We start from the raw sequence: 22125 nt of genomic DNA on the forward strand, positions 1-22125 counted from the left end.
CCTCTGTCAAACTGTTTTCTCTTGCTAACACTTTTGTTGATATGTATAAAAACGTTGCTCTAGACCCACCCTATAATGACTTGATATGATTAGTGGGTTAGTTAAGGGGGCGTTTGTGATGGATAAAAAATATGCAGACTTAAAACTCGGCGAACGAGCTGCTATATTAAGTATTTTTACATATATTATTTTAGCTTCTGTGAAATTATTTATTGGGAACAGTTCTGATTCCCAAGCATTGAAAGCAGACGGTTGGAATAATTTCACCGATATTATTGCTTCAGTTGCCGTTCTAATCGGCTTGCGACTATCCCAAAAACCAGCCGATAAAGATCATCCTTATGGTCATTGGAAAGCGGAAACTGTCGCTTCGTTAATTGCTTCTTTCATTATGATGAGCGTGGGTTTGCAAGTATTATTCCAAGCAGTATCGTCTTTCTTTACTCATTCAAGACAAGCACCTGATTTAGTGGCAGCTTATACAGCTATTGCATGTGGTACGGTTATGTTCTTCGTCTATCGCATCAATTTACGATTAGGGAAAAAAATAAATAGCCAAGCTGTAAAGGCAGCTGCAAAAGATAACTTCTCCGACTCGATGGTTAGCTTTGGGACTGCTGTTGGTATTTTTGGAGCACAATTAAACTTAGGCTTTTTAGATCCGCTAGCAGCCTGTATTGTCGGCCTGTTAATTTGTAAAACAGCCTGGGGAATATTCCGAGAAACAACTCACTATTTAACAGATGGATTTGATGTTCTATTGATTGACAACTATAAAAAGACCATTCTACATACGGATGGCGTTAAAGCTGTAAAAGAAATTAAAGCGAGAAACTATGGGAACAGTCCAGTCGTGGATGTTGTTATTACTGTTAATCAGAAACTAGATATTACCGATGCCCATGATATCTCTTCTGCTGTAGAGAATGCTTTAATAAATGAATTTAATGTGTTAGAGGTACATGTCCATATTGAGCCAGACGAAGAAAAACAGTAAAGAAAACTTCCAGCAAGCAGCGAGAGTCTTACTGCCCATTAAGAATGAAAAAACGAAGGAATTCGTATCCTTCGTTTTTCTATTTATATCACATCAAAAATTAATATGCTTTTGCCCAATACACTAATTTACTTGCTTTTTTACCACAGCATACACAAGTCTCGGCGATTGATTCCTGTTCAAAAGGCATGCATCTAGATGTTGCACTTGTCTCTTCCTTTATTTTGTCTTCACAAGCTTGATCTTCGCACCACATCGCTTTAATAAACCCTGGTTTTTCTTTCACTGTCCATTGTTTAAATTCATCAAAATTTAAAGCAGTATGAGTGTTTTCTTCTCTATGATCTGTGGCTTTCTTTAACAAATTGTCTTGAATCTCGATTAATAATTGCGCAATTGTTTCTTCTAATCCTTCCATCGAGACAAATTGTTTCTCTCCTGTATCTCTTCTCACAAGAACTACTTGGTTTTTCTCCATATCTTTTGGTCCTACTTCTAAACGCAAAGGGATTCCTTTCATTTCATACTCATTAAATTTCCAGCCTGGCTTTTTATCGCTTGCATCAATGCCAATGCGGATTGTACTGCTTAATTTCTTCTGTAAAACATAAGCAAAATCCAATACACCTTCCTTATGCTGGGCAATTGGTACAATCATCACTTGCGTTGGAGCAATCATTGGCGGTACTACTAAACCACGGTCATCGCCATGAACCATAATCATTGCACCAATAATTCTAGTAGTAAAGCCCCATGATGTTTGTTGTACATGCTGGAGGTTTCCGTCTCTATCCGAGAACTGAATGCCAAAGGATTTAGCAAAGCCATCACCTAGATTATGAGAGGTTCCTGATTGCAATGCTTTTCCATCATGCATCAAACTTTCAATCGTATACGTATATTTTGCACCTGCGAATTTTTCTTTTTCTGTTTTACGCCCTTTAATAACTGGAAGTGCTAAGTATTTTTCGCATATTTCAGCATAGACTTGAAGCATTTGAATGGTTTCTCTATCTGCATCTTCTTCTGTTTCATGGCATGTATGCCCCTCTTGCCACAAAAATTCCAATGTACGTAAAAATGGACGAGTTGTCTTTTCCCATCGTACTACATTTGCCCATTGATTATATAGCTTTGGAAGATCACGATAGGAATGAATGATATTTTTATAATGCTCTGCAAATAGGACTTCTGATGTTGGGCGCACGCAAAGTCTTTCTGCTAATTCCTCGTCTCCGCCATGTGTAACCCATGCTACTTCTGGTGCAAATCCCTCGATATGATCCTTTTCTCTTTGTAAAAGGCTTTCAGGAATAAATAATGGCATATAGACATTTTCATGACCTGTTTCTTTAATACGTTTGTCTAATGCTTCTTTAATATTCTCCCAAATTGCCGTTCCATATGGTCGAATGATCATCGAACCTCTTACACTGGAATAATCAATTAGTTCTGCTTTTGTTACAACATCTGTATACCACTGGGCAAAATCGTCTTCCATACTGGTAATGCTTTTTACAAAATCCTTTGCCATTTTAGGGGCCTCCTATTTTATTAGTCGTTTTTAAAAATATTTCGATTGGCCTTTTCTTTGAAAAAAGACCATAAAAAAAAGCTTTGCCATTCATTAGGGACCAAATAATGGCGGTACCACCCTAATTCAAAGCAAAGCTTTACACTCTTCCATGTTAACGGTCTTGAACCGCTGAATCTTTTTAAACAAAGTCTATTCGATACAGAACGAAAAAGGCAGGTTCAACAGGTGAGCCTATAGGTCCTTTCAGCATTTAGACCCTCTCTTTAATAGACATTGCTGCATACTATTCCTTTTTATAGTTTCTTTATTCATTTCTTTGTGAAAAATCATATCGGATAGAAACATTATTGTCAATATGGATTTTTTTATTCTTTTTAGAAACTATTTTATCCCACTCTTAACGGACAGTAAGACTCCCACCTCAAGCTTAGGAGAATACAAGGAAGATAGGTGGGAGATCAACTGTCCGTAAAGGTCCGATTGGTTCAACTAACCATCAGTGGGGAGGAAGGCCCCCCCCACTGATAGAAGTTTCACTTTATCCCACTCTTAACGGACAGTAAGACTCCCACCTCAAGCTTAGGAGAATACAAGGAAGATAGGTGGGAGATCAACTGTCCGTAAAGGTCCGATTGGTTCAACTAACCATCAGTGGGGAGGAAGGCCCCCCCCACTGATAGAAGTTTCACTTTATCCCACTCTTAACGGACAGTAAGACTCCCACCTCAAGCTTAGGAGAATACAAGGAAGATAGGTGGGAGATCAACTGTCCGTAAAGGTCCGATTGGTTCAACTAACCATCAGTGGGGAGGAAGGCCCCCCCACTGATAGAAGTTTCACTTTATCCCACTCTTAACGGACAGTAAGACTCCCCCTCAAGCATAGGAGAATACGAGAAAGAAAGGTGGGAGATCAACTGTCCGTAAAGGTCCGATTGGTTCAACTAACCATCAGTGGGGGAGGACGGAAACCCCTCACTGATGGAAGTTTCACTTTATAGTATCCCTTCTAATCTCTTGAATAAAAATCTAATGTTGCCTGGAGTGCCTGACCAGCTGGGATTTTCACTCCGTGTCTGATGAGACAGGCTTCTAGACTGGCAAGCACAAATAGGACGTTTTCTTTTCGGCAGCTATAGCCCATCGTTCCGATTCTCCATATTTTCCCGTGTAAAGGACCAAAGGAGCTTGCAATTTCTACACCGAATTGCTGGAGCATCATACTCCGTACAGACTCTGCATCGATTCCTTCTGGTACTTTAATACATGTTACAGTTGGCAGTTTCCATCTTCTATCACCGAACAATTCAAGACCCATTCCTTCTATTCCTTCGATTAGTGCTTGTTCATGGTATTGATGACGCGCAAATCTAGTCTCCAAGCCTTCGTCTAATACTATTCTTAAACCTTCATATAGTGCGTACAACATCGAAGTTGCTTCTGTATGATGATTCAATCTTCTTGGACTCCAATAATCCTGTAATTGTGCTAAGTCTAAATAATTGGAACGAATAGGAGCATGCATTTTTTTCTCTGCTAATTCACTATCGGTTGCTATCCCACGTTCTACTTTTTTCCGCGCATTTAATACCTTTTCAATGCGTTCATTATAAGTGATTGGAGCATTGCCTGATGGCACAGATAAACATTTTTGATTTCCACCTATAACTGCATCTATATACCAATTATCTGATTGAACATCTACTCCACCAATTGTCGCAACCGCGTCAACGATAAAGAGAATATCTTGTTCACGACATGCTCTGCCAACCTCTTCTAACGGTTGCATGCACCCAGTTGATGTTTCTCCATGAACAAGAGCAACAATTTTCGGCTTCACTTTTTTCATTTCCGCAATAATTACGTCTGGATCAAAAACTTCTCCCCATTCGCAATGAAGCAAATGAATATCTGCACCATATCTTTCGGAAATCTCTGTTAATAAATGTCCAAATCTCCCATAAATAGGGATTAACACTTTATCTCCTGGCTCGATGACACTGGCCAATACAGCTTCAAGGCCTGATCTTGATGTCCCATCTATCGGAAATGCCCACTGGTTCTTTGTTTGAAAAACTTGTTGTATCATTCCCATCACATCATTCATAATAGCCGTAAACGCAGGATCAAATTGACCTAAAATCGGTGTACTCAATGCCCTTAACACTCTCGGATCCACTTCAACTGGTCCTGGTGTCATAATCGTTCTTAAGGGTGTGCTTAATTCTGAAAAAGTCATTGTTTACATCCTTTCTTTATCTATATTTTGAAAGCGCTAGATTAATTTGTTTTATTTTTACTTTTGATGAACGCCGCTTTTCCCCTTATGCCTCTGTTTTTTGGCTTTCATTCGCTTGATGAACACCACTTTTCCCTTTGCTCCTCTGCTTTTTGGCTTTCATTCACTTGATGAAAACCACTTTTCCCTTTGCGCCTCTGCTTTTTGGCTTTCATTCACTTGATGAAAACCACTTTTCCCTTTGCGCCTCTGCTTTTTGGCTTTCATTCACTTGATGAAAACCACTTTTCTCTTTGCTCCTCTGCTTTTTGGCGTTCATTCGCTTGATGAACACCACTTTTCCCTTTGCTCCTCTGCTTTTTGGCTTTCATTCACTTGATGAAAACCACTTTTCCCTTTGCGCCTCTGCTTTTTGGCTTTCATTCACCCGATGAACACCACTTTTCTCTTTGCTCCTCTACTTTTTGGCTTTCATTCACTTGATGAAAACCACTTTTCTCTTTGATCCTCTGCTTTTTGGCGTTCATTCGCTTGATGAACACCACTTTTCCCTTTGCTCCTCTGCTTTTTTGGCGTTCATTCACTGGCTAACATTTTAATAAGCCAATCGATACAATAATTCAATTAGTACTATAATGCCTCTCGTTAAATCTTCCAGTTTTGTGTATTCCTTTGGTGAATGACTGATTCCCCCTACACTTGGAACAAATACTAACGCTGTCGAACAGTATGTTCCAAAGACTTGTGCATCATGTCCTGCTCCACTGATCATTTTTCGATAAGGAATATCCATTTCTTGAACAATTGTATAGGCTAGTTCTGTTAATTTATCATCCATCGCAACAGCCTTAACATCCAGCCATTGCTCCCACTCCACATTCATGCCAGCTGCTTTACATTTCTGTTCAAAACAAGCAAAAACTTTCTCACAATAGTAATCTAGCACTTCTTCTTGGTGATGCCTAACATCTAATGTAAAGGTAACTTCTTTCGCAATAACATTGGGAACGTTGGGTATTGCAAGTATTCTTCCAACTGTCGCAACTAACTGAGAGTCAATTTCGGTAACTTGTTTGAGTGCATATGTAATTAATTCGGCTGCGATATGCATACTGTCCTTCCGATAAGGCATTGGTGTTGTACCTGCATGGTTACTCTCGCCCTTTACTTTAATAGTAAACCTTCTTTGTCCAACGATATGGGAGACAATGCCAATGGACTTTTTCTCCTTCTCTAATACAGCACCTTGTTCTATATGCATTTCTATAAAGCAATCAATATCATCTCGTTTTACTTGTTCTTTATCTGTTTGCAATCCCATGGATTTCATCGCATGAGAAAATGAAACCTTCTTCGTATCGTATAAACCAGAGCAATCCTCCCTATTAAACTTACCCGTAATTGATCCAGATCCCCAGAATGCTAAAGGAAATCTACTCCCTTCTTCCTCACATAGAGATACAACTTCTATCGATTTTTGGGGTGATCCATAGCGTTGCTTTAAATAATTTACAGCAATGAGACTTGCAATTATTCCATATGCACCATCATATTTACCACCATCTATAACTGTATCAATATGGGAACCTGTTAAAATAGTTTTCTCGCCTTTTTCCGTCCCATCTAGCCTGCCAAACAGATTGCCGACACCATCAAAATGTGTCTTTAAACCACTTTCATTCATTTTTTGAAAAAGGGAATTTTGCGCTAACCGCCAATTTTCATCATAGAGAAGTCGTGTAACCCCACCGTTTTTCGTGTATCCAAATCCAGCCAGCCAGTCTATCCACTCACCCACCTCTTTTGTATCTATATCAATAGATGTCTTCATTTCTATCGCTCCTCTCGCTGATTCACCCTATTCATTCAAAATACACCTAAAACCTACGGAAGCTTTTTGTTATTTTCCAATAATATTTTTCTGATATATAAAAACATTAACTACGCGCTATTATTATGTAACCATTATTTTAATAAGCACCTTCTAGCAATACATTAGATAAAGTGTTAGAATTATCTAAATACTTTGTGTAACATAACTAAATTATATTTATTGATAATAAAGAAATTGCTTTAGGAGGAATACGATGAAATTAGCAGAAATTCTACAGAAACCTGTCTTTGATAAAGTAGAAGTAATTGCAGGTCACACCGGATTAAATAAAGAAATAAAGCATATTACAATGATGGATGCACCTGATATCGTGGACTACTTAAACCCGAACGATTTACTAGTCACTACTGCCTACCACCTAAAAGATAAGCCTGGTGTCTTGCTTTCTTTAATAAAAAGTATGCAGGAAAAAGATTGTACTGCTTTAGGAATTAAATCAAAAAGATTTTTAGGACATATACCAAATGAAGCGATACAATTTGCCAATGATAAAGGCTTTCCACTTTTAGAAATTCCTTTAGAAACATCCCTTGGTGAAATCGTTAATGCCTCTTTAAATTATATGTTGAGTCAGAGAACAGCAGAATTAACTACAGCATTTGAAACCCATCGTAAATTCACACAACATATACTAAAAGGGAAAGGTATAAAACGACTTGTTGATGACTTATCTCATATGATTAACAAGCGTATTGTCTTATTTGATGCACATTTTCAGCTGCATACTTCTTCTTATAATAGAAATTCCATTGAGAACTTTTTTAGTTCGCTCCATACAAGTGGATTTGAATTTTTACTACCAAACTCGCCCTATTCTTATTTTTCGAGCAGAAATACAGAAGAGGTTTTTACTATCTTCCCTATTTATACGCACATGAAAAAACCAGCTTTTTTAGTTGTGCTAGGGGAAATCCCACTAGAAGACCAAAGCTTACTTCTTACAATTGAACAAGCAACTAACGTCCTCTCCTTTGAACTAATGAGGGAAAACACAGTTAAACAATATACCAGAAGAGCAAGAAATGATTTCTTCACTCATTTTGTGGAAGGAAAGTTTACTTTTGCTGAGGAAATCGAAAGTAGAGCTAAAGAATTTTCCTTAAAGAGAGAACAAGCTTCCATCGCAATCATAGGCAAAATGGATAGCAGCGAGCAATATAAATCCTTTACCCAACATTCTGTAGAAATCGATTATATTTATGAATTCTTAGAAACTGAAATAAAGAAAGCACCTTTCGCTTCCCAGCTTTTTATAAAAGATGATCATTGTATTCTTATCATGGAAGTCGTGCATTCCTCTTATGATCTAGACAGCTCCATTCTTCCTTATTTGCAAAATATTCAAAGTTATATTGCAAACACCTTTAAAAGACATATGTCACTTGGTATAAGCAACGTTTACCAGCAACTCTTAAATTTACCTAATGCTTATAGAGAAGCTCTTAGTGCTTTACATACTGGAAACCTTTCTGGAAATACGCCTTTTATTCAGATCCATCGCCCAAAGGATGTCTTTGAAATGTTAAGAATCATTCCAACAAAGGACCTTCTGGAATTTTATGATCATATTTTTCAAGCATTCTCAAGCAATCATCAGCAGGACGAAGAACAAATACTACTCAACACACTTTCTGTTTACTTAGAGACCCATTGTCAAATTTCCGAAACTGCAAAACGTCTTTATGTCCATCGCAACACAGTAATCTATCGATTGGAGAAATGCGAAGAACTATTAGGAAAAAGCCTAAAGGATCCTGAAACTACCTTCCATCTTCGCTTTGCTTTCCGGATAAAATCGATTTTAAAAACAAATGAAAGAAAAAAACAGACGCCAATATATTAGATATATAATCTATATTTTCTAAATATTTTGTACAATATAACCAATGACTTCTTTCTCCTTGCTAACTATTATGTTAATTAACATAACTATACGTGTTATCATTTCTAACACAAAGGAGAAAAGGAGTGTAAATAATGGCTCAGAGCGAAGAAAAGGGTTTGAAAATTTTTTCTTTAGGACTACAGCATGTGCTAGCGATGTATGCAGGTGCTATACTGGTCCCACTATTAGTTGGTAGGGCATTAAATTTAACCACAGAACAACTTGCATACCTTGTTGCAATTGATTTATTAACATGCGGTATTGCTACATTGCTTCAAGCTTGGAAAAATAAATATTTAGGAATTGGCTTACCTGTTATACTCGGTAGTTCCTTTGTCGCTGTTACCCCAATGATTTCAATTGGTACAAATTATGGGGTAACAGCAATTTATGGAGCTATTATTATTACTGGACTATTCATGATTATTTGTGCTCCTTTTTTCAGCAAAATTACAAAGCTTTTTCCTCCTGTTGTAATCGGAACTGTTGTAACAATTATTGGATTATCGCTTATTCCATCAGGCATTAAAAATATGGGCGGCGGTGCAACAAGTGACGATTTTGGATCCATTGAAAATCTGCTGCTTTCATTCGGTGTTTTATTGTTCATTCTTTTACTAAACCGTTTCACGAAAGGATTTATGCAATCATTATCTGTCTTAATCGGAATTATAGTAGGTTCTGTTGTTGCTGCCTTTCTTGGAAAAGTGAATCTTTCCCCAGTAAAAGAGGCTGGGTGGTTCCATTTCCCTGAACTATTTTATTTTGGAACTCCTAGCTTTGAAATTGGCCCGATTCTTACGATGTTAATTGTTGGTTTAGTCATTGTCATAGAATCAACTGGAGTTTTTTTTGCACTAAGTAAAATTACCGATACGCCACTAAGTGAAAAAGATTTAACGAGGGGGTATCGCGCGGAAGGTCTAGCAATTACTATCGGTGGGCTCTTTAATGCATTTCCGTATAATACCTTTGCCCAAAACGTCGGTCTTGTGCAACTTTCAAAAGTCAAAACTGTAAATGTCGTTATCGCAGCAGGTGGGATCCTCGTTTTCTTAGGGTTTATTCCTAAAATCGCCGCTTTTGCGACTATTATTCCTACACCAATTTTGGGAGGGGCAACAGTTGTTATGTTTGGGATGGTTGTTGCTTCTGGCATTAGAATGCTGAGCAAAGTTGATTTCACGAATCAAGCTAACCTATTAATAATGGCTTGTTCCATTTCCATTGGTTTAGGTGCAACAGCGGTTCCTACACTGTTTGATCAACTTCCCTCTGCACTTCGTATTATTGTAAGTGATGGAATTATTACTGGAAGTCTAGCAGCGATTTTCTTAAATCTTCTTTTTAATGTAAAAGCAAGTAAAAAAAGCACTAGTGCCTCCCTTCTTAACAAACAAGAGGTAAGTGAAACACATACCATTTCATAAAGGCTGTTTTCGTTGTTATCACTCGCAGTCTAACTAAAAGAGGCAGTTCATTGAACTAGCCTCTTTTATTAGTACCTATATTTACTTCTATATTGCCGTCAATTTCATTGTTTTCAATCTCACTTGCTCTGGATCAACTTGAATTCTAGCTACATTTGTTTCCATGGCTGCTTTTGCAACAGCAGCTGCTACAGCTGGAGCTACTCTGGGATCAAAAGGACTTGGAATTACATAATCCGCCGTCAACTCTGAATCCGCAATTAAAGCTGCAATGGCTTCAGCAGCTGCTTTTTTCATTTCTTCATTAATTGTAGTTGCACGAACATCAAGAGCGCCACGAAAAATACCTGGGAATGCTAATACATTATTCACTTGGTTCGGAAAATCAGATCGTCCTGTTCCTACTATAATAGCACCTGCTGCTTTTGCATCTGCGGGACTTATTTCTGGTACCGGATTAGCCATGGCAAAGATAATCGCATCTTCCTTCATCGTCTGCACCATCTCTATTGTTAAGGTATCTGCAACAGAAACACCAATGAATACGTCCGCTCCTTTCATTACATCACTTAAATAGCCTTTTTCTCCCTTAGCGTTTGTGTATACCGCTACAGATTCTTTTGCTGAATTCATGCCAACTGGCCTTCCAGCATATATCGCACCCTTAGTATCACATATAATCATATTAGTTGCACCATAAGAATAGAGAAGCCTTGAAATAGCTATTCCCGATGCACCAGCCCCGTTTATAACAACTTTCAAATCATTCATTTTTTTCTTAACAATCTTAAGAGCATTGACTAACCCTGCCAATGTAACAATGGCAGTACCGTGCTGATCATCATGGTATACAGGAATTGTTAGTTCTTTGTTTAGTCGTTCTTCTATTTCAAAACAATGTGGTGCAGCAATATCCTCTAAATGGATCCCGCCAAATGTAGGTGCCATCAGTTTAACTGTTTCAACTATTTTATCTACATCGGTTGTATTTAAGGCAATCGGAAAAGCATCTACCCCCGCAAAGCTTTTAAATAAGATTGCTTTCCCCTCCATAACTGGAAGGGATGCCTCTGCTCCAATATTCCCTAAACCAAGTACAGATGTACCATTTGTTACTAAACCAACCATATTGCCTTTCATCGTAAAATCATATACCTTTTCCGGATTTTCAAAAATTTCTTTACACGGTTCTGCCACCCCTGGAGAATAGGCTAAACTTAAATCTTGGGCATTTTTCACTTCCACCTTCGCCTGGATTTCCAATTTCCCTTGTTTGACTTGATGCATATGTAAAGCATCTTCTCGTAAAGACATTCTATCTCTCCCTTTTAGCGCATTTTCCTCTTACATGATTGCTGCCTTCAATTGGCCGCATTTCTTGATAAGGATTCCCCTCCCTATCTAAGATGATATACCGTATAATTAAAAAAAGAAACGCTTTCAAGAAAAAATAAAGAATATCTTAAAATCTGCTCAAATCAATTTAGATAGACTTATTTTTTACGGACAGTTGTCCTTTCCGAAATAGCAAGGATCACCTGTCTGTAAAAACGGAGTACTTTCCAATACTCATTAAAATCCACTAACGTCCTTTTCCAAAGCGTTAATTTTTAACATATTCTACGCTAATTTCTTTATGCTTCTTAATAGAAATTAATACGTCTACCATATCAATAAAGAGGCCATTTTCTACTACCCCTACTATATTATTCAAGTCCTGCTGTAATTGAGTGGGATTTTGGATACTAGAAAAAGAACAATCCACAATATAATTTCCGTTATCTGTTACGAAAATCTCCCCATCTTTTTCCCGTATCTCTGTTTTGCAGCCAAATTTGCGGATTGCTCTCTCGGTTTGTTTATAGCCAAAGGGAACCACTTCAATAGGGAGAGGAAATTTACCCAATGATTGGACTTTTTTACTTCCATCAGCAACAACAATAAAGGTTTTAGCAGCATTAGCAATTATTTTCTCTCGCAACAATGCTCCGCCTCCCCCTTTAATGGCATAGAAATTAGCATCAATTTCATCCGCTCCATCGATGGCAAGATCCAATTCTTCTACCTCATTTATATCAATCAATTGAATTCCGCATTCAATTGCTAATTTTTCTGTGGCTTTTGAAGTTGCAACTCCTTTTAGTTTCATGCCAGCTTTAATCATTTCTCCCATTTTTTTTATAACATAATAAGCTGTAGAGCCTGTACCTAGTCCAACTGCCATTCCATCCTTTACAAATTGAATAACTGCTGCTTCCCCTACTAACGCTTTTTCATTCTGTCTATCCATCTTATTCACCTACACACTTATTTTATATTTATCTAAATAGTTATCTTCCTTCTATAATAGATGATAACTCCTACTCTTTCATCTATTTTTCATTAGAAATTATCTCCTAAATAAACTTTCACTTCATTTATCACCTGCTCCATTTTATCTGCATTTTTTCTATACATGGCTTTTGCTTCTTGATTATCTGTTTGCAACGAAAACATTTCTAAATCTGCTTCTACTTTTTCTGTGAAAATAAATAATGGTTTAAACTAGATCATTTTTGTTAAAGCTATAATTAATTGAAATTTGGCAATAGGAAAGCAGAGCTACCATATTTTACGGTTTCTCGTATAACTTTTCTATTTTTTGTCTATGATGCTAATTGGAAGTTAACTCGTAGTAGGGTTCTTTGTTTTGAAGCATGTGATAGACAATAGTAAGCATTCGATGTCTGATGGCAACGAGTGCTTTTTTCTTTCCTCTTCTTGCAGCTAACGACCAATATTTAATTCCTAATCTTTTATTTCGACTCCTAGAAACAGCCCATGCAGCCTCGCACAATGCAGATTTAATATGTGGATTTCCTCTTAATGTTCGTGTGCTTTTCCTTTTTCCTGCACTTTCATAATTTCCAGGTGACAGCCCTGCCCATGCAGCCAGATGTTTAGAAGTAGGAAATTGCTCCATGTCTACACCTATTTCTGCAATAATAATTGCGGCTGTATCTTCTTAATACCTGGCATCGTGATTAGAAGCTGAACTTCTTCCTGATAATTTAGTAAGGTCTTATCGATTCTTTTCTCAATATCAGATATTAGTTCTTCAAGATAAATAATGTGCATCCAAGATTGTTTGATTAGAAAAAGTTGATGGTCATTTAATGTACCAAATAATGAATCTGCAATTAATTGCTTTTTATGAGCCATTCTTCCATGTATCTTTTTCTCCACCTCTTCTTGATCTATATAACTCATCTCTAAAAATAGAGAGCTAACAATGGGTTGTACACCAAATTTATTCCAACAGTTTTTATTACAGGGTAAAACCACATTAAAAGACACGTTATATGCTCACTGTTTGTGGTATCTACATTATGGGGAAGGAAAACTATTTTCATTCCTGGATTGAGAGCGAAAGTTCATGGTTGTTTTTATTGTTGCTAGCAACAGTGGTCTTTCCTGTGCCTCTGCTAGCTTGATTTTATCATCAGAAGGCTATTGTCGTATGATTAGTAAAACAAAAATAAGGGAGTAAAAAAAATGATTACTATCATTATTGTTTTAGCTGTATTCTCCATTCCCCTAGCCGGTATCATAACTGATCATTTGGAAAAAAAGGCAAAACTTAACCATGCTATGTTAAAGGATCAATTGGAGCTTGAAAGATTAAAACATGAAAACTTTTTAATAGAAACGGATAAATTAAAATTAGAAGTGGTGAAAATGGAAAAAGAAAATAATTTATTGGAAAAGAGGGAATGATGATTTTTATTGTAAAATAAAAAGCTTCCAAAGTCGTAAAAACTTGGAAGCATTTGTTTGTTCATTTAATGAGACCTGCTGTTTTCCACTACAGACACTTTCTTTCAGCAGGAATCAAGTGTCCGCACTTAGAAGCAACTCATAACTTCATATTTATTAATTTTATACGAAGAAAGCTAAAATGTTCATCACCATTTATTTCAAGGCTGTTTTCGTAAAGTTTGTTGCGATTACTCGCAGCCGGAATACACTTCGCTTTCCGTGGGGCTAAGCTTAAGCCTCCTCAGCTTCGCCCCCGGGTTCTCAGACTGTCTCGCTAATCCCCGTGGCGTCTTCGTGTATTCCGGCTGCTCCATTTTTCCAACTAATTCTTTTTCCCTATTGAAAAACAACAAGCCTTTAGAAAACAGCCTATTTCAACAATGTTATATGAACAACAACAAGCTTACTGCCATGACTGCCATTCCAGCTATTAGACCGTATATCGAGAGGTGTCCTTCGTCGTATTTCTTAGCAGCTGGTAATAATTCGTCTAAAGAAATAAATACCATGATTCCTGCAACTGCTGCAAATATTAGACCGAACATAACATCATTTAGAAATGGCATTAAGATGAGGAAAGCAACTAATGCGCCAACTGGTTCTGCTAATCCTGATAAAAAGGAAAGCTTAAATGCCTTTTTTCGATCACCTGTGGCAAAATATACGGGCACTGCTACTGCGATTCCTTCTGGAATATTATGTATTGCTATTGCGACTGTAATTGCTACACCTAGCCCTGGATCTTGTAAAGCTGCAGTAAAGGTTGCAATTCCTTCTGGAAAGTTATGAATAGCAATAGCTAGTGCTGTAAAACTTCCCATTTTTAATAAAGAATGGTCTGTCTGTTTCACATTTGATTTATTAATTTCTTCTACTTTCTTTAACTCATGTGGGTTTCCTTGCTCTGGTACAAATTTATCAATTAAAGCAATTAGCAAGATTCCTCCAAAGAATCCTGCAACGGTAAGCCAATTACCGGTTTGTTGCCCCAATGATCCGACTAGCGCATCTTTTGCTTTTACAAATATCTCAATCATTGATACATAAATCATGACTCCGGCAGAAAATCCAAGCATCCATGAAAGAAATTTCGTATTCGTCGTTGAAGTAAAAAAAGCAAGCATACTTCCTATTCCCGTAGCAAGACCTGCTAATAAGGTTAAACCAAAGGCAATCAATAAATTTTCTGGCATTTAAATCCCCCTTAATCTTTCTGTAGTTTCTACGTTTTTTCATTTATATAAAAATTATCACTAGTGTTGCATTAATTTAAATTCACTATTAAAAATACTCAAAATGTTCAATATTATTATTTTGCGCAAAGAAAAAGTCCTTTATAATGGATTAGTCAGGTGGTAACCCGTCCAAATCCACTAAAAAAGGACCATCACATGGACAAGATTACACGAAAAACTTCATTTGGACAATGGTTTTCACCTATAAATCTTCAATTATTTGAAGAAAACGTGAAAACGATGAAATTAGATTACTATACGAAAAAATTAACGACAGAGTCATTTCTAAAATTACTACTTTTTGCGCAGCTACAAGAAATTGAAAGTCTGCATGCGCTGGGTGATTGTCTTTTCGATGACCAGCTTCAAAAAGGGATAGACCTTGATTCTATTAGTATTTCTCAGTTGTCACGGCGGTTAAACGGCATAAACCCTGATCTATTTCAAAGGCTTTTCCTTGATTTAGTGTCACAAATTCATGCCAAAACGCATTACACGAAACTCGTGATGCCGTTAAAAATCATTGATTCAAGCACATTGCCACTTAATTTGACCAATCATAAATGGGCTAAATTCCGCAAAACAAAAGCAGGTGTAAAGTTACATTTGCGCCTTGTGTTTATGGAAAAGGGTATATCCTATCCTGAAAAGGCCGTTATGACAACGGCAAAAGAACATGACCGTGGTCAGCTTGAAATCATGGTGGATGACAAGGAATGCATGTATGTGTTTGACCGTGGTTATCTAGACTACGAGCGCTTTGATCGCATGACTGATGATGGCTACTTCTTTCTTTCACGGCTACGCAAAAATGCAGTCATACGGAACGTTTACGATTTTAAGCTACCCAAGGATACAGCTGTTTTATCAGACCAAATGGTGTTGATAGGTACGACTCAAAACCGTGCTGAAAATTACTTTCGGCTTCTAAAAGTGATGGACTCAAAAGGAAATGAACTTCATTTAATTACAAATCGTTTTGATTTAAGCGCCGAAGAAATTTCAGAAATGTATAAATCACGGTGGGCAATTGAGCTGTTTTTTAAATGGATCAAACAACATCTCAGCATCAAAAAGTTCTACGGTCAAAGCGAATGGGCGATTCAAAATCAAGTATTTATCGCACTAATTGTTTTTTGCCTACATGTTCTCGTGCAAATCGAGACCAGAAGCAAGCGAAAAACCTTACAGATTAGCCGTTATCTAAGGGCTGCATTGTGGAAACCAGCGAATGTTTGGCTTCGAAAGATTGAAGGAAAAGCCATCCCTTAAATATGCAAATTGTCGTCGTTGCAAAAGTCTAATTGTAAATAAATTTCCAAATGGATGGGGCCACCTTTGATTGGGTATTTACTTTTTTGCCTCTAAACAGGGAAGGTGAGTAAACTGAAAATTATGACACTATTTATGCAACACTAGTGAAAAATTATATCTTGATTTAAAAATGTTTCTCTTAGGAAAAATTTTAACCAAAATCCAAATATTCGTCAATCCATATATACATATTATGTGTAAATTGTATTTATCCCACTCTTAACGGATAGTAAGACTCATCCGTAAGCTTATGAAAAATCGAGAAAGATAGATGGGATATCTACTATAGTTCGACTAACCATGAGTAGGGAATGAAAGTCCCCCCAATGATGGAACCATTAAGATAACTTATTTAAATTATACGTAAAAAAGTAAATTTCTTTCCTCTCTTTTATGTATTTTCAAAATCTATATCTTGAAATTTATTTGATTGTTTTTTTTTCTTTATTATTCATCCCTTTATACACTCTTTTTACTCCTTCTGTAATAATAGTACTTCCAATTAAATCAATAATGATATTCCCATTAATCATTTTAACTAAATAATATGACAAGGTACCAATCCCCATATCCATCATAAAAAATCTTTTCATTTGCGAAAGTTCTATAATTACAATAATTACTTCTTTTCTGTTATCATTCATTTCTTCCATCGCCCCTTTGCATTTAGCGTATGAAAGAAAGAGATTGTCCAATGTCCGCAAATGATCCATACAGTCGAACATTCACTTCATAATCAATAATTGCACAATAAAAGGTTCAAATCAAAAGCGATTTGAACCTTTTACATCCCCTATAGTACAGTCCAGCAGAGCTAAACTTTTACTTGAATTTATAATACTTATTGTGCATTTACATAATCAACGGATTTCACACCAGCTTGACGACCAAAGATAATAATTTCAGCAACTGAATTTCCGCCGATTCTATTTTCACCGTGCAGACCACCCGTTACTTCTCCTGCGGCAAATAATCCTGGGATTGGTTCTCCCTCTTTATTAAGCACCTCTGTATTTGTATTAATTTTTACTCCTCCCATCGTATAATGGATGCCTGGAGCAATTTTTATTGCATAGAAAGGTGCAGTAGATAAATCATTTTCTATTCCTGTTGTTCTTCCAAAAGCTTTATCGTCTTTACTGTTAACAGCACTATTCCATGTTTCTAGCGTTGTTTTTAACTCTTCAGCAGAAACATTCATCTTTTCAGCAAGAGCTTCGATTGTTTCCCCTTCTAATACAAAGCCCATTTTTTCATATTGTTCAATAGCTTTCGCACGAGATTTCACACCAGCATCAAACACTAAATATGCAGATTTTTCTGGAAGCTCATTGATTGCTGCAGTAACTTTATCACGAGTATCTAATTCATTGGAAAATCTTTTTCCATCTGCAGAAACCATTATTGCTCCTTCGCCACGAACAGCTTCACCAATTAAGTAAGATTCATCTTGTTGCACAGTTGGATGGACCTGAATTTGATCTAAATCAACTGTTGTCCCGCCTAATTTTTCAATCATTTTAATTCCGTCACCAGTGCTACCAGCTTGGTTTGTTGTTACATAGTCTCCTAAATCACTTCTTACTTCTTTGATCATTTCCATATTAGAACCGAATCCACCAGTAGTGACAACGACTGCTTTAGCAGTAATTGTTTTTTCATCGGTTTGATTGAATAAAACGTTAACTCCATTTACAGTTCCATCATTTTCCGTTATTTCCTTCACTTCTGCATTAACGAATAGGGGAATGCCTTTTTCTTGCACATTTTTCAATAGCCCATCTACTATGTACTGTCCTACCGCTGAGCCATCTTCAGGACGGTGGGTACGTTTTTCGCTCATTCCACCTGTAATAGTTAAATTATTCAAACGAATACCAATTGAATCTAACCATTCAATCGCACTTGCAGAGTTATCAACAAAGAAACGTAACATTTCTTTATCATTTGTTTCATGTCCACCTTTTAATGTCTCTTCATAAAAATTATCATTATTATCCTCTATACCTTGTTCTTTTTGAAACTTAGTTTCAGAAGCATTCATTCCGGAAGAGGCTTTTGTTGTATTTCCTCCCGCAACCGGCATTTTTTCAAAAATAACTGGGTTTAATCCTTTTTCCTTTGCCTCCAATGCAGCTGTCATTCCAGCTCCACCAGCTCCAACAATAATAATATCATAACTATCTTTAAGTTCTTCATACGGTGTGTAGCTCGTTTGAGATGCTCCTGATACAGCTTCAGCTTCCTTTTCTTCTTTTTCTTGTTTTGACGTGTTACTCGCTTTATCATTTCCACAGCCAGCAAGAACAAGCACTAGCGAAAAAGCAAAAATAAAAGCAGCTGTTAATTTCTTTTTCATCTTTATATCCATTCCTTTCGCTTCGCTCAAGGCACAAAACGTAATGAAACAAGTTTGCACTGAGCGTTATTTTGGCAAATCTATAGCCATAGGGATACCAATCAACTACAAATCACGCGGAGGTGAGTGGGCTGCTCCAGTTGTGGAGTGACCGCATTTTTATATGTGTAGATTGCCTTTCCAAGCACAAATAAGTGTGACTTCGAGCACGCAGACTTATCTTTGTATAAACATTACTCGTTTATCGCTGGGCAATCAGTCAATGTTGTCTATCCCTATAAATCTTATAAAGGAGTTTTCCCTATGGCTTTAAAAATTGTTTATCCCATTTGTTGTGGAATTGATGTCCACAAATCCTTTGTTGTGGCTTGTATTGCCTCCACTTCCAAAGGAGTAACCACTTACAAACGCCATCGCTTTTCAACCTATACAAAAGGATTGCTTGAGCTGTCACAATGGCTTTGTGAAAATGATTGTCAGGATGTTTGTATGGAATCTACCGGGAAATACTGGATTCCTGTGTTCAATGTACTAGAAGATTCCTGTAACATCACCTTGGCGCATCCTAAGTATGTCAAGGCAATCCGCGGTAAAAAAACCGATAAAAAAGATGCTAAATGGATTGCTGATTTATTTAAACATGATCTTGTAGCCGGAAGCTTTATGCCTCCACTTGAGATTAGGCAGCTTCGTGACCTTATGCGTTATCGCTTCAAGCTGACTAACTTTATGTCGAGTGAGAAAAACCGTCTTCAAAACAGTTTAACTGTGTCTAATATTCAGCTTGGAAATATTGTTTCGGATACCTTCGGCAAAAGCTCCATGAACATTATTGAGAAGCTACTAAAGGATCCATTAGACACCTCATTTGATTTAGAACCTTTAATTCATGGCTCCATGAAGCATAAACTTCCTGAACTCGAGCTCGCTATTGATGGATACATTACATCTGAACAGGCTGAAAAATTAAAGGTTATTAAACAACATTATGAAGACCTTGGAGCCCGTAAAGCAGATCTTGAAAAAATTATTCTTTCACTTGCCGCGTCCTACCATGATGAAATCAACTTAATCTTAACTGTTCCGTCTTTTAAAAACATTTTTTCCGCCATTGCCGTGGTTTCCGAAATAGGTGTTGATATGGACGTGTTTCCGACAGCTAAGCATTTATGCTCCTGGGCAGGACTTACACCCACAAATAACGAGAGTGCCGGCAAGAAAAAGTCAGTAAGAATTTCAAGAGCTGGATGTTACATAAAACCACTTTTGGTGCAATGTGCAACCGCAGTGGTTAAAAGTGAAAAACATCCCGAAATTCGAAACCGTTACCTACGGCTAAGAAAACGCCGTGGTCACAAACGAGCAATTATTGCGATTGCACGAATGCTTTTAACAGCTATCTACAATATTCTCAAAAAGAAAGAAGCCTATAACGCTGAATTATATTTAAAATCGGATGTTCTTCCAGTAAACCGTGAAATCACGGTAGAACAAGCGATTTTATTAGCTAAAAACCATGGTTATCATGTGTTAGAAGCATCTTGATTTTGTCGTATAAATTTTAAAAAAATCATCCAATGATGGTTTATTTGTCATGCATTCTTTTTGAGATAGTGATTTCAATAATTATTTCAGACTTTTTCCTCCATTAAAATTACATAATCTGATAATTGCTCTGATGCATTCCTCTACCAAAGTATAGCATCATAATTATAGTTTGTGCATAAGTTCACAAAAAATTAAAAATTCCTTTTAATTCTAGAAAAGGTAGGAATCAAAAAAGCTGTCGATTTTCTTTTTTGAAAAGGTTATCGACAGCTTGAGTTATTTTAACTAGATTAAATACATATTGCTATCTAAAGTAATTTTATCCACACTATTTTAGACGATTTAATATCTCCTGTCTTAATGCTATGATTGAGACTTATTTAATCAATAAATATTTATAACCTGAAATATTCATAGCACTTTAAAAGATGCACGTTTTTCTAAAATGCAGGTGAGAGTTTTCTATCTTTTTATAAGATTGAACATTTTCTAACCTTTAAAATCTAATTAATTTATTTCCCATTGGAAATGTCCTATTTTTAGGCAGACTTCTCCCCTTAACTGAAATTTAAATTTTTTTCAGTTGGTAAAACCAAGTTAAGCTACTCAATCTGGAGTTTTTGTATTTGACCCAATACGTTCCAAAAGAATTTCTGATAGACAAAACTTGATGACAATTTAAAGTAATAAGATCTACCTGATTTCACTAGTTTACTGGCAACTTTAATAAGCCTTGTACGTATGGTATCAATTTGCATCATCTTTTGACCTTGTGGAAAGCAAATGGTTCGTAACCAATTCGTTAAATTATAAGCAAGCAGGCTTAGCATCATTTTTACCGTGTTGACTTGAAAAGAATGACTATTCATGTGATCCAAATAAAAGCCATTCTTTGATTCCTTGATATAGTTCTCCATCGTTCCTCTTTTTTGATAAGCTCGTACGATGTCTTTTGGAGAAGCTATTTCAAAATTTGTAACAAAAAAGGAATGGGCAAAAAGTAATTCACCAGCTGGTCGTACCGATTGGATAATCACTTTTCTTGGTTTCGACCATGACTTGGCTTGATAAGTGGCTTCTTCAAAATAGCGCTCTGTTTCTGAAACATCTCGTGGTGCAGAAGAAGGATGGTATTCTTTAGCAAGACTTTGTAATTGTAGGTTAGATTTTAATCGGATCACATATAAAACGGATTCCTTTTCACACAATTCGTACAAGGCGGGGACGGCAAACCCACTGTCTCCACGAAGGAATAAATTCGTTTCAGGGAACTTTTGGTTGTAGTGTTCAATTAATGGCTGAATAAACTCAACAATACCATTTGAAGTATATACATTTCCGGGACGAAGCTTCGCTTTAAGAAAGTCACCTGTAGCACCATCAAAAGCAACCAATGGATGAAAACCCATTGTTCCATAATGCGTATTGTAGGAAGAATCCTCTTGATTTCCATAAGTATCAGAATGGGTTGAATCCAAATCGATAAATAAAGCTTCGGACCCCCGAAATGAATGGATTTTATCAAGTAATTCTTGGTTTGCTTGATTTAAATGATCAATAGACTCTTTATCAAAACGTGTGTAAAAACGAGATAAACTCGGTTGTGAAGCGAGCGCTGGCGTTCCTATGATTTGGGTGAAAACTGGATCTTTCGTTAAATGATCAGCTGCATCATCCTCGGAATAGCCCGCAATCATTTGATAAATCTTTTGACGTAATAAGTTCTCGTTTGAATGGAGGTAATAGGCCCTAGAATCGTTTAACCTCAAATGATTTTCTAGTGTTTTTGAAAATCCAATTTTCTCATCGAATTCCCTAAAAAGAAATTCACCAGTATCGGAGGACAGATCCCAATGTCATAAACCTAAATTGTAAAAATATGTAAATATT

17 protein-coding genes, 1 pseudogene and 1 other annotated feature are annotated in these 22125 nt (G+C 36.7%); of the genes and pseudogenes, 6 read left to right on the forward strand and 12 right to left on the reverse strand.

Annotated elements, in window-relative coordinates:
* Positions 1-115 precede the first annotated feature (115 nt).
* Positions 116-997 carry a cation diffusion facilitator family transporter gene (locus NKG37_RS01605; protein ID WP_040343498.1) on the forward strand — a complete coding sequence of 294 codons (882 nt, stop codon included), beginning with the start codon at positions 116-118 and terminating at the stop codon, positions 995-997.
* A gap of 100 nt (positions 998-1097) precedes the next feature.
* On the opposite strand, the gene proS is transcribed toward NKG37_RS01605, so the two are convergent.
* From proS to allC, 3 genes are all read right to left on the reverse strand, one after another.
* Entirely contained in the window at positions 1098-2531 is a 1434-nt protein-coding gene (gene proS / locus NKG37_RS01610) for a proline--tRNA ligase (protein ID WP_254415688.1), read from the reverse strand.
* A 92-nt stretch (positions 2532-2623) separates the two neighbouring features.
* Positions 2624-2840: a binding site (T-box leader), on the reverse strand.
* A gap of 702 nt (positions 2841-3542) precedes the next feature.
* Entirely contained in the window at positions 3543-4772 is a 1230-nt protein-coding gene (locus tag NKG37_RS01615) for a pyridoxal-phosphate-dependent aminotransferase family protein (protein WP_169189089.1), read from the reverse strand.
* A 595-nt stretch (positions 4773-5367) separates the two neighbouring features.
* The gene (gene allC / locus NKG37_RS01620) at positions 5368-6603 is read right to left on the reverse strand and encodes an allantoate deiminase (protein ID WP_169189090.1); all 1236 of its coding nucleotides are present in this window, start codon (positions 6601-6603) and stop codon (positions 5368-5370) included.
* Between the two features lie 256 nt (positions 6604-6859).
* Here allC and NKG37_RS01625 point away from each other — a divergent pair, with 256 nt between their 5' ends.
* Together NKG37_RS01625 and NKG37_RS01630 are read left to right on the forward strand one after the other, a co-directional pair.
* Positions 6860-8509 (forward strand): PucR family transcriptional regulator, encoded by a 1650-nt coding sequence (locus NKG37_RS01625; RefSeq protein ID WP_169189091.1) that lies wholly within the window; start codon positions 6860-6862, stop codon positions 8507-8509.
* 134 nt (positions 8510-8643) lie between these two features.
* Positions 8644-9981 carry a nucleobase:cation symporter-2 family protein gene (locus NKG37_RS01630; protein WP_016203397.1) on the forward strand — a complete coding sequence of 446 codons (1338 nt, stop codon included), beginning with the start codon at positions 8644-8646 and terminating at the stop codon, positions 9979-9981.
* 87 nt (positions 9982-10068) lie between these two features.
* Here NKG37_RS01630 and NKG37_RS01635 read toward each other — a convergent pair whose 3' ends face one another.
* From NKG37_RS01635 to NKG37_RS01655, 5 genes are all read right to left on the reverse strand, one after another.
* Positions 10069-11295, reverse strand: a complete 1227-nt coding sequence (locus tag NKG37_RS01635) for an NADP-dependent malic enzyme (protein ID WP_254415689.1) — start codon at positions 11293-11295, stop codon at positions 10069-10071.
* A 289-nt stretch (positions 11296-11584) separates the two neighbouring features.
* A complete protein-coding gene (rpiA, locus tag NKG37_RS01640) occupies positions 11585-12271 on the reverse strand; it encodes a ribose-5-phosphate isomerase RpiA (RefSeq protein ID WP_224427650.1) in 687 nt (228 codons plus the stop codon).
* Between the two features lie 92 nt (positions 12272-12363).
* Positions 12364-12477 carry a DUF1657 domain-containing protein gene (locus tag NKG37_RS01645; RefSeq protein WP_254415690.1) on the reverse strand — a complete coding sequence of 38 codons (114 nt, stop codon included), beginning with the start codon at positions 12475-12477 and terminating at the stop codon, positions 12364-12366.
* 157 nt (positions 12478-12634) lie between these two features.
* The gene (locus tag NKG37_RS01650; protein WP_254415691.1) at positions 12635-12943 is read right to left on the reverse strand and encodes a transposase; all 309 of its coding nucleotides are present in this window, start codon (positions 12941-12943) and stop codon (positions 12635-12637) included.
* Positions 12944-12951: 8 nt separating this feature from the next.
* Complete coding sequence (locus tag NKG37_RS01655) at positions 12952-13230, reverse strand: hypothetical protein (protein WP_254415692.1); 279 nt, start codon at positions 13228-13230, stop codon at positions 12952-12954.
* A gap of 285 nt (positions 13231-13515) precedes the next feature.
* Between NKG37_RS01655 and NKG37_RS01660 the strand changes: the two genes are divergently transcribed.
* Positions 13516-13737 (forward strand): hypothetical protein, encoded by a 222-nt coding sequence (locus NKG37_RS01660; RefSeq protein WP_016203403.1) that lies wholly within the window; start codon positions 13516-13518, stop codon positions 13735-13737.
* Between the two features lie 425 nt (positions 13738-14162).
* On the opposite strand, the gene zupT is transcribed toward NKG37_RS01660, so the two are convergent.
* Entirely contained in the window at positions 14163-14972 is an 810-nt protein-coding gene (gene zupT / locus NKG37_RS01665) for a zinc transporter ZupT (RefSeq protein WP_101729300.1), read from the reverse strand.
* Between the two features lie 198 nt (positions 14973-15170).
* Here zupT and NKG37_RS01670 point away from each other — a divergent pair, with 198 nt between their 5' ends.
* Positions 15171-16286 (forward strand): IS4 family transposase, encoded by a 1116-nt coding sequence (locus NKG37_RS01670; RefSeq protein WP_169187985.1) that lies wholly within the window; start codon positions 15171-15173, stop codon positions 16284-16286.
* Between the two features lie 464 nt (positions 16287-16750).
* Here NKG37_RS01670 and NKG37_RS01675 read toward each other — a convergent pair whose 3' ends face one another.
* Both NKG37_RS01675 and NKG37_RS01680 read right to left on the reverse strand, forming a co-directional pair.
* Entirely contained in the window at positions 16751-16981 is a 231-nt protein-coding gene (locus NKG37_RS01675; RefSeq protein ID WP_016203405.1) for a hypothetical protein, read from the reverse strand.
* A gap of 188 nt (positions 16982-17169) precedes the next feature.
* Positions 17170-18687 carry a flavocytochrome c gene (locus tag NKG37_RS01680; protein WP_016203406.1) on the reverse strand — a complete coding sequence of 506 codons (1518 nt, stop codon included), beginning with the start codon at positions 18685-18687 and terminating at the stop codon, positions 17170-17172.
* Positions 18688-18990: 303 nt separating this feature from the next.
* Here NKG37_RS01680 and NKG37_RS01685 point away from each other — a divergent pair, with 303 nt between their 5' ends.
* Positions 18991-20232, forward strand: a complete 1242-nt coding sequence (locus tag NKG37_RS01685) for an IS110 family RNA-guided transposase (protein WP_016205480.1) — start codon at positions 18991-18993, stop codon at positions 20230-20232.
* A gap of 605 nt (positions 20233-20837) precedes the next feature.
* Here NKG37_RS01685 and NKG37_RS01690 read toward each other — a convergent pair.
* Positions 20838-22082 (reverse strand): annotated as a pseudogene (locus NKG37_RS01690) (IS1380 family transposase); the annotation flags it as partial.
* Positions 22083-22125: the final 43 nt, after the last annotated feature.

The sequence above is a fragment of the Niallia sp. RD1 genome, from assembly GCF_024219955.1.
GTDB classification, from domain to species: Bacteria; Bacillota; Bacilli; order Bacillales; family Cytobacillaceae; genus Niallia; species Niallia alba.

Coding starts and splice junctions, on each gene's coding strand:
- NKG37_RS01680 (WP_016203406.1), bottom strand. CDS start 18,687: ATGAAAAAGAAATTAACAGCTGCTTTTATTTTTGCTTTTTCGCTAGTG.
- NKG37_RS01650 (WP_254415691.1), bottom strand. CDS start 12,943: ATGGAGCAATTTCCTACTTCTAAACATCTGGCTGCATGGGCAGGGCTG.
- zupT (WP_101729300.1), bottom strand. CDS start 14,972: ATGCCAGAAAATTTATTGATTGCCTTTGGTTTAACCTTATTAGCAGGT.
- NKG37_RS01615 (WP_169189089.1), bottom strand. CDS start 4,772: ATGACTTTTTCAGAATTAAGCACACCCTTAAGAACGATTATGACACCA.
- NKG37_RS01685 (WP_016205480.1), top strand. CDS start 18,991: ATGGCTTTAAAAATTGTTTATCCCATTTGTTGTGGAATTGATGTCCAC.
- NKG37_RS01675 (WP_016203405.1), bottom strand. CDS start 16,981: ATGGAAGAAATGAATGATAACAGAAAAGAAGTAATTATTGTAATTATA.
- NKG37_RS01625 (WP_169189091.1), top strand. CDS start 6,860: ATGAAATTAGCAGAAATTCTACAGAAACCTGTCTTTGATAAAGTAGAA.
- NKG37_RS01645 (WP_254415690.1), bottom strand. CDS start 12,477: ATGTTTTCGTTGCAAACAGATAATCAAGAAGCAAAAGCCATGTATAGA.
- NKG37_RS01670 (WP_169187985.1), top strand. CDS start 15,171: ATGGACAAGATTACACGAAAAACTTCATTTGGACAATGGTTTTCACCT.
- rpiA (WP_224427650.1), bottom strand. CDS start 12,271: ATGGATAGACAGAATGAAAAAGCGTTAGTAGGGGAAGCAGCAGTTATT.
- proS (WP_254415688.1), bottom strand. CDS start 2,531: ATGGCAAAGGATTTTGTAAAAAGCATTACCAGTATGGAAGACGATTTT.
- NKG37_RS01655 (WP_254415692.1), bottom strand. CDS start 13,230: ATGAGTTATATAGATCAAGAAGAGGTGGAGAAAAAGATACATGGAAGA.
- NKG37_RS01630 (WP_016203397.1), top strand. CDS start 8,644: ATGGCTCAGAGCGAAGAAAAGGGTTTGAAAATTTTTTCTTTAGGACTA.
- NKG37_RS01660 (WP_016203403.1), top strand. CDS start 13,516: ATGATTACTATCATTATTGTTTTAGCTGTATTCTCCATTCCCCTAGCC.
- NKG37_RS01635 (WP_254415689.1), bottom strand. CDS start 11,295: ATGTCTTTACGAGAAGATGCTTTACATATGCATCAAGTCAAACAAGGG.
- allC (WP_169189090.1), bottom strand. CDS start 6,603: ATGAAGACATCTATTGATATAGATACAAAAGAGGTGGGTGAGTGGATA.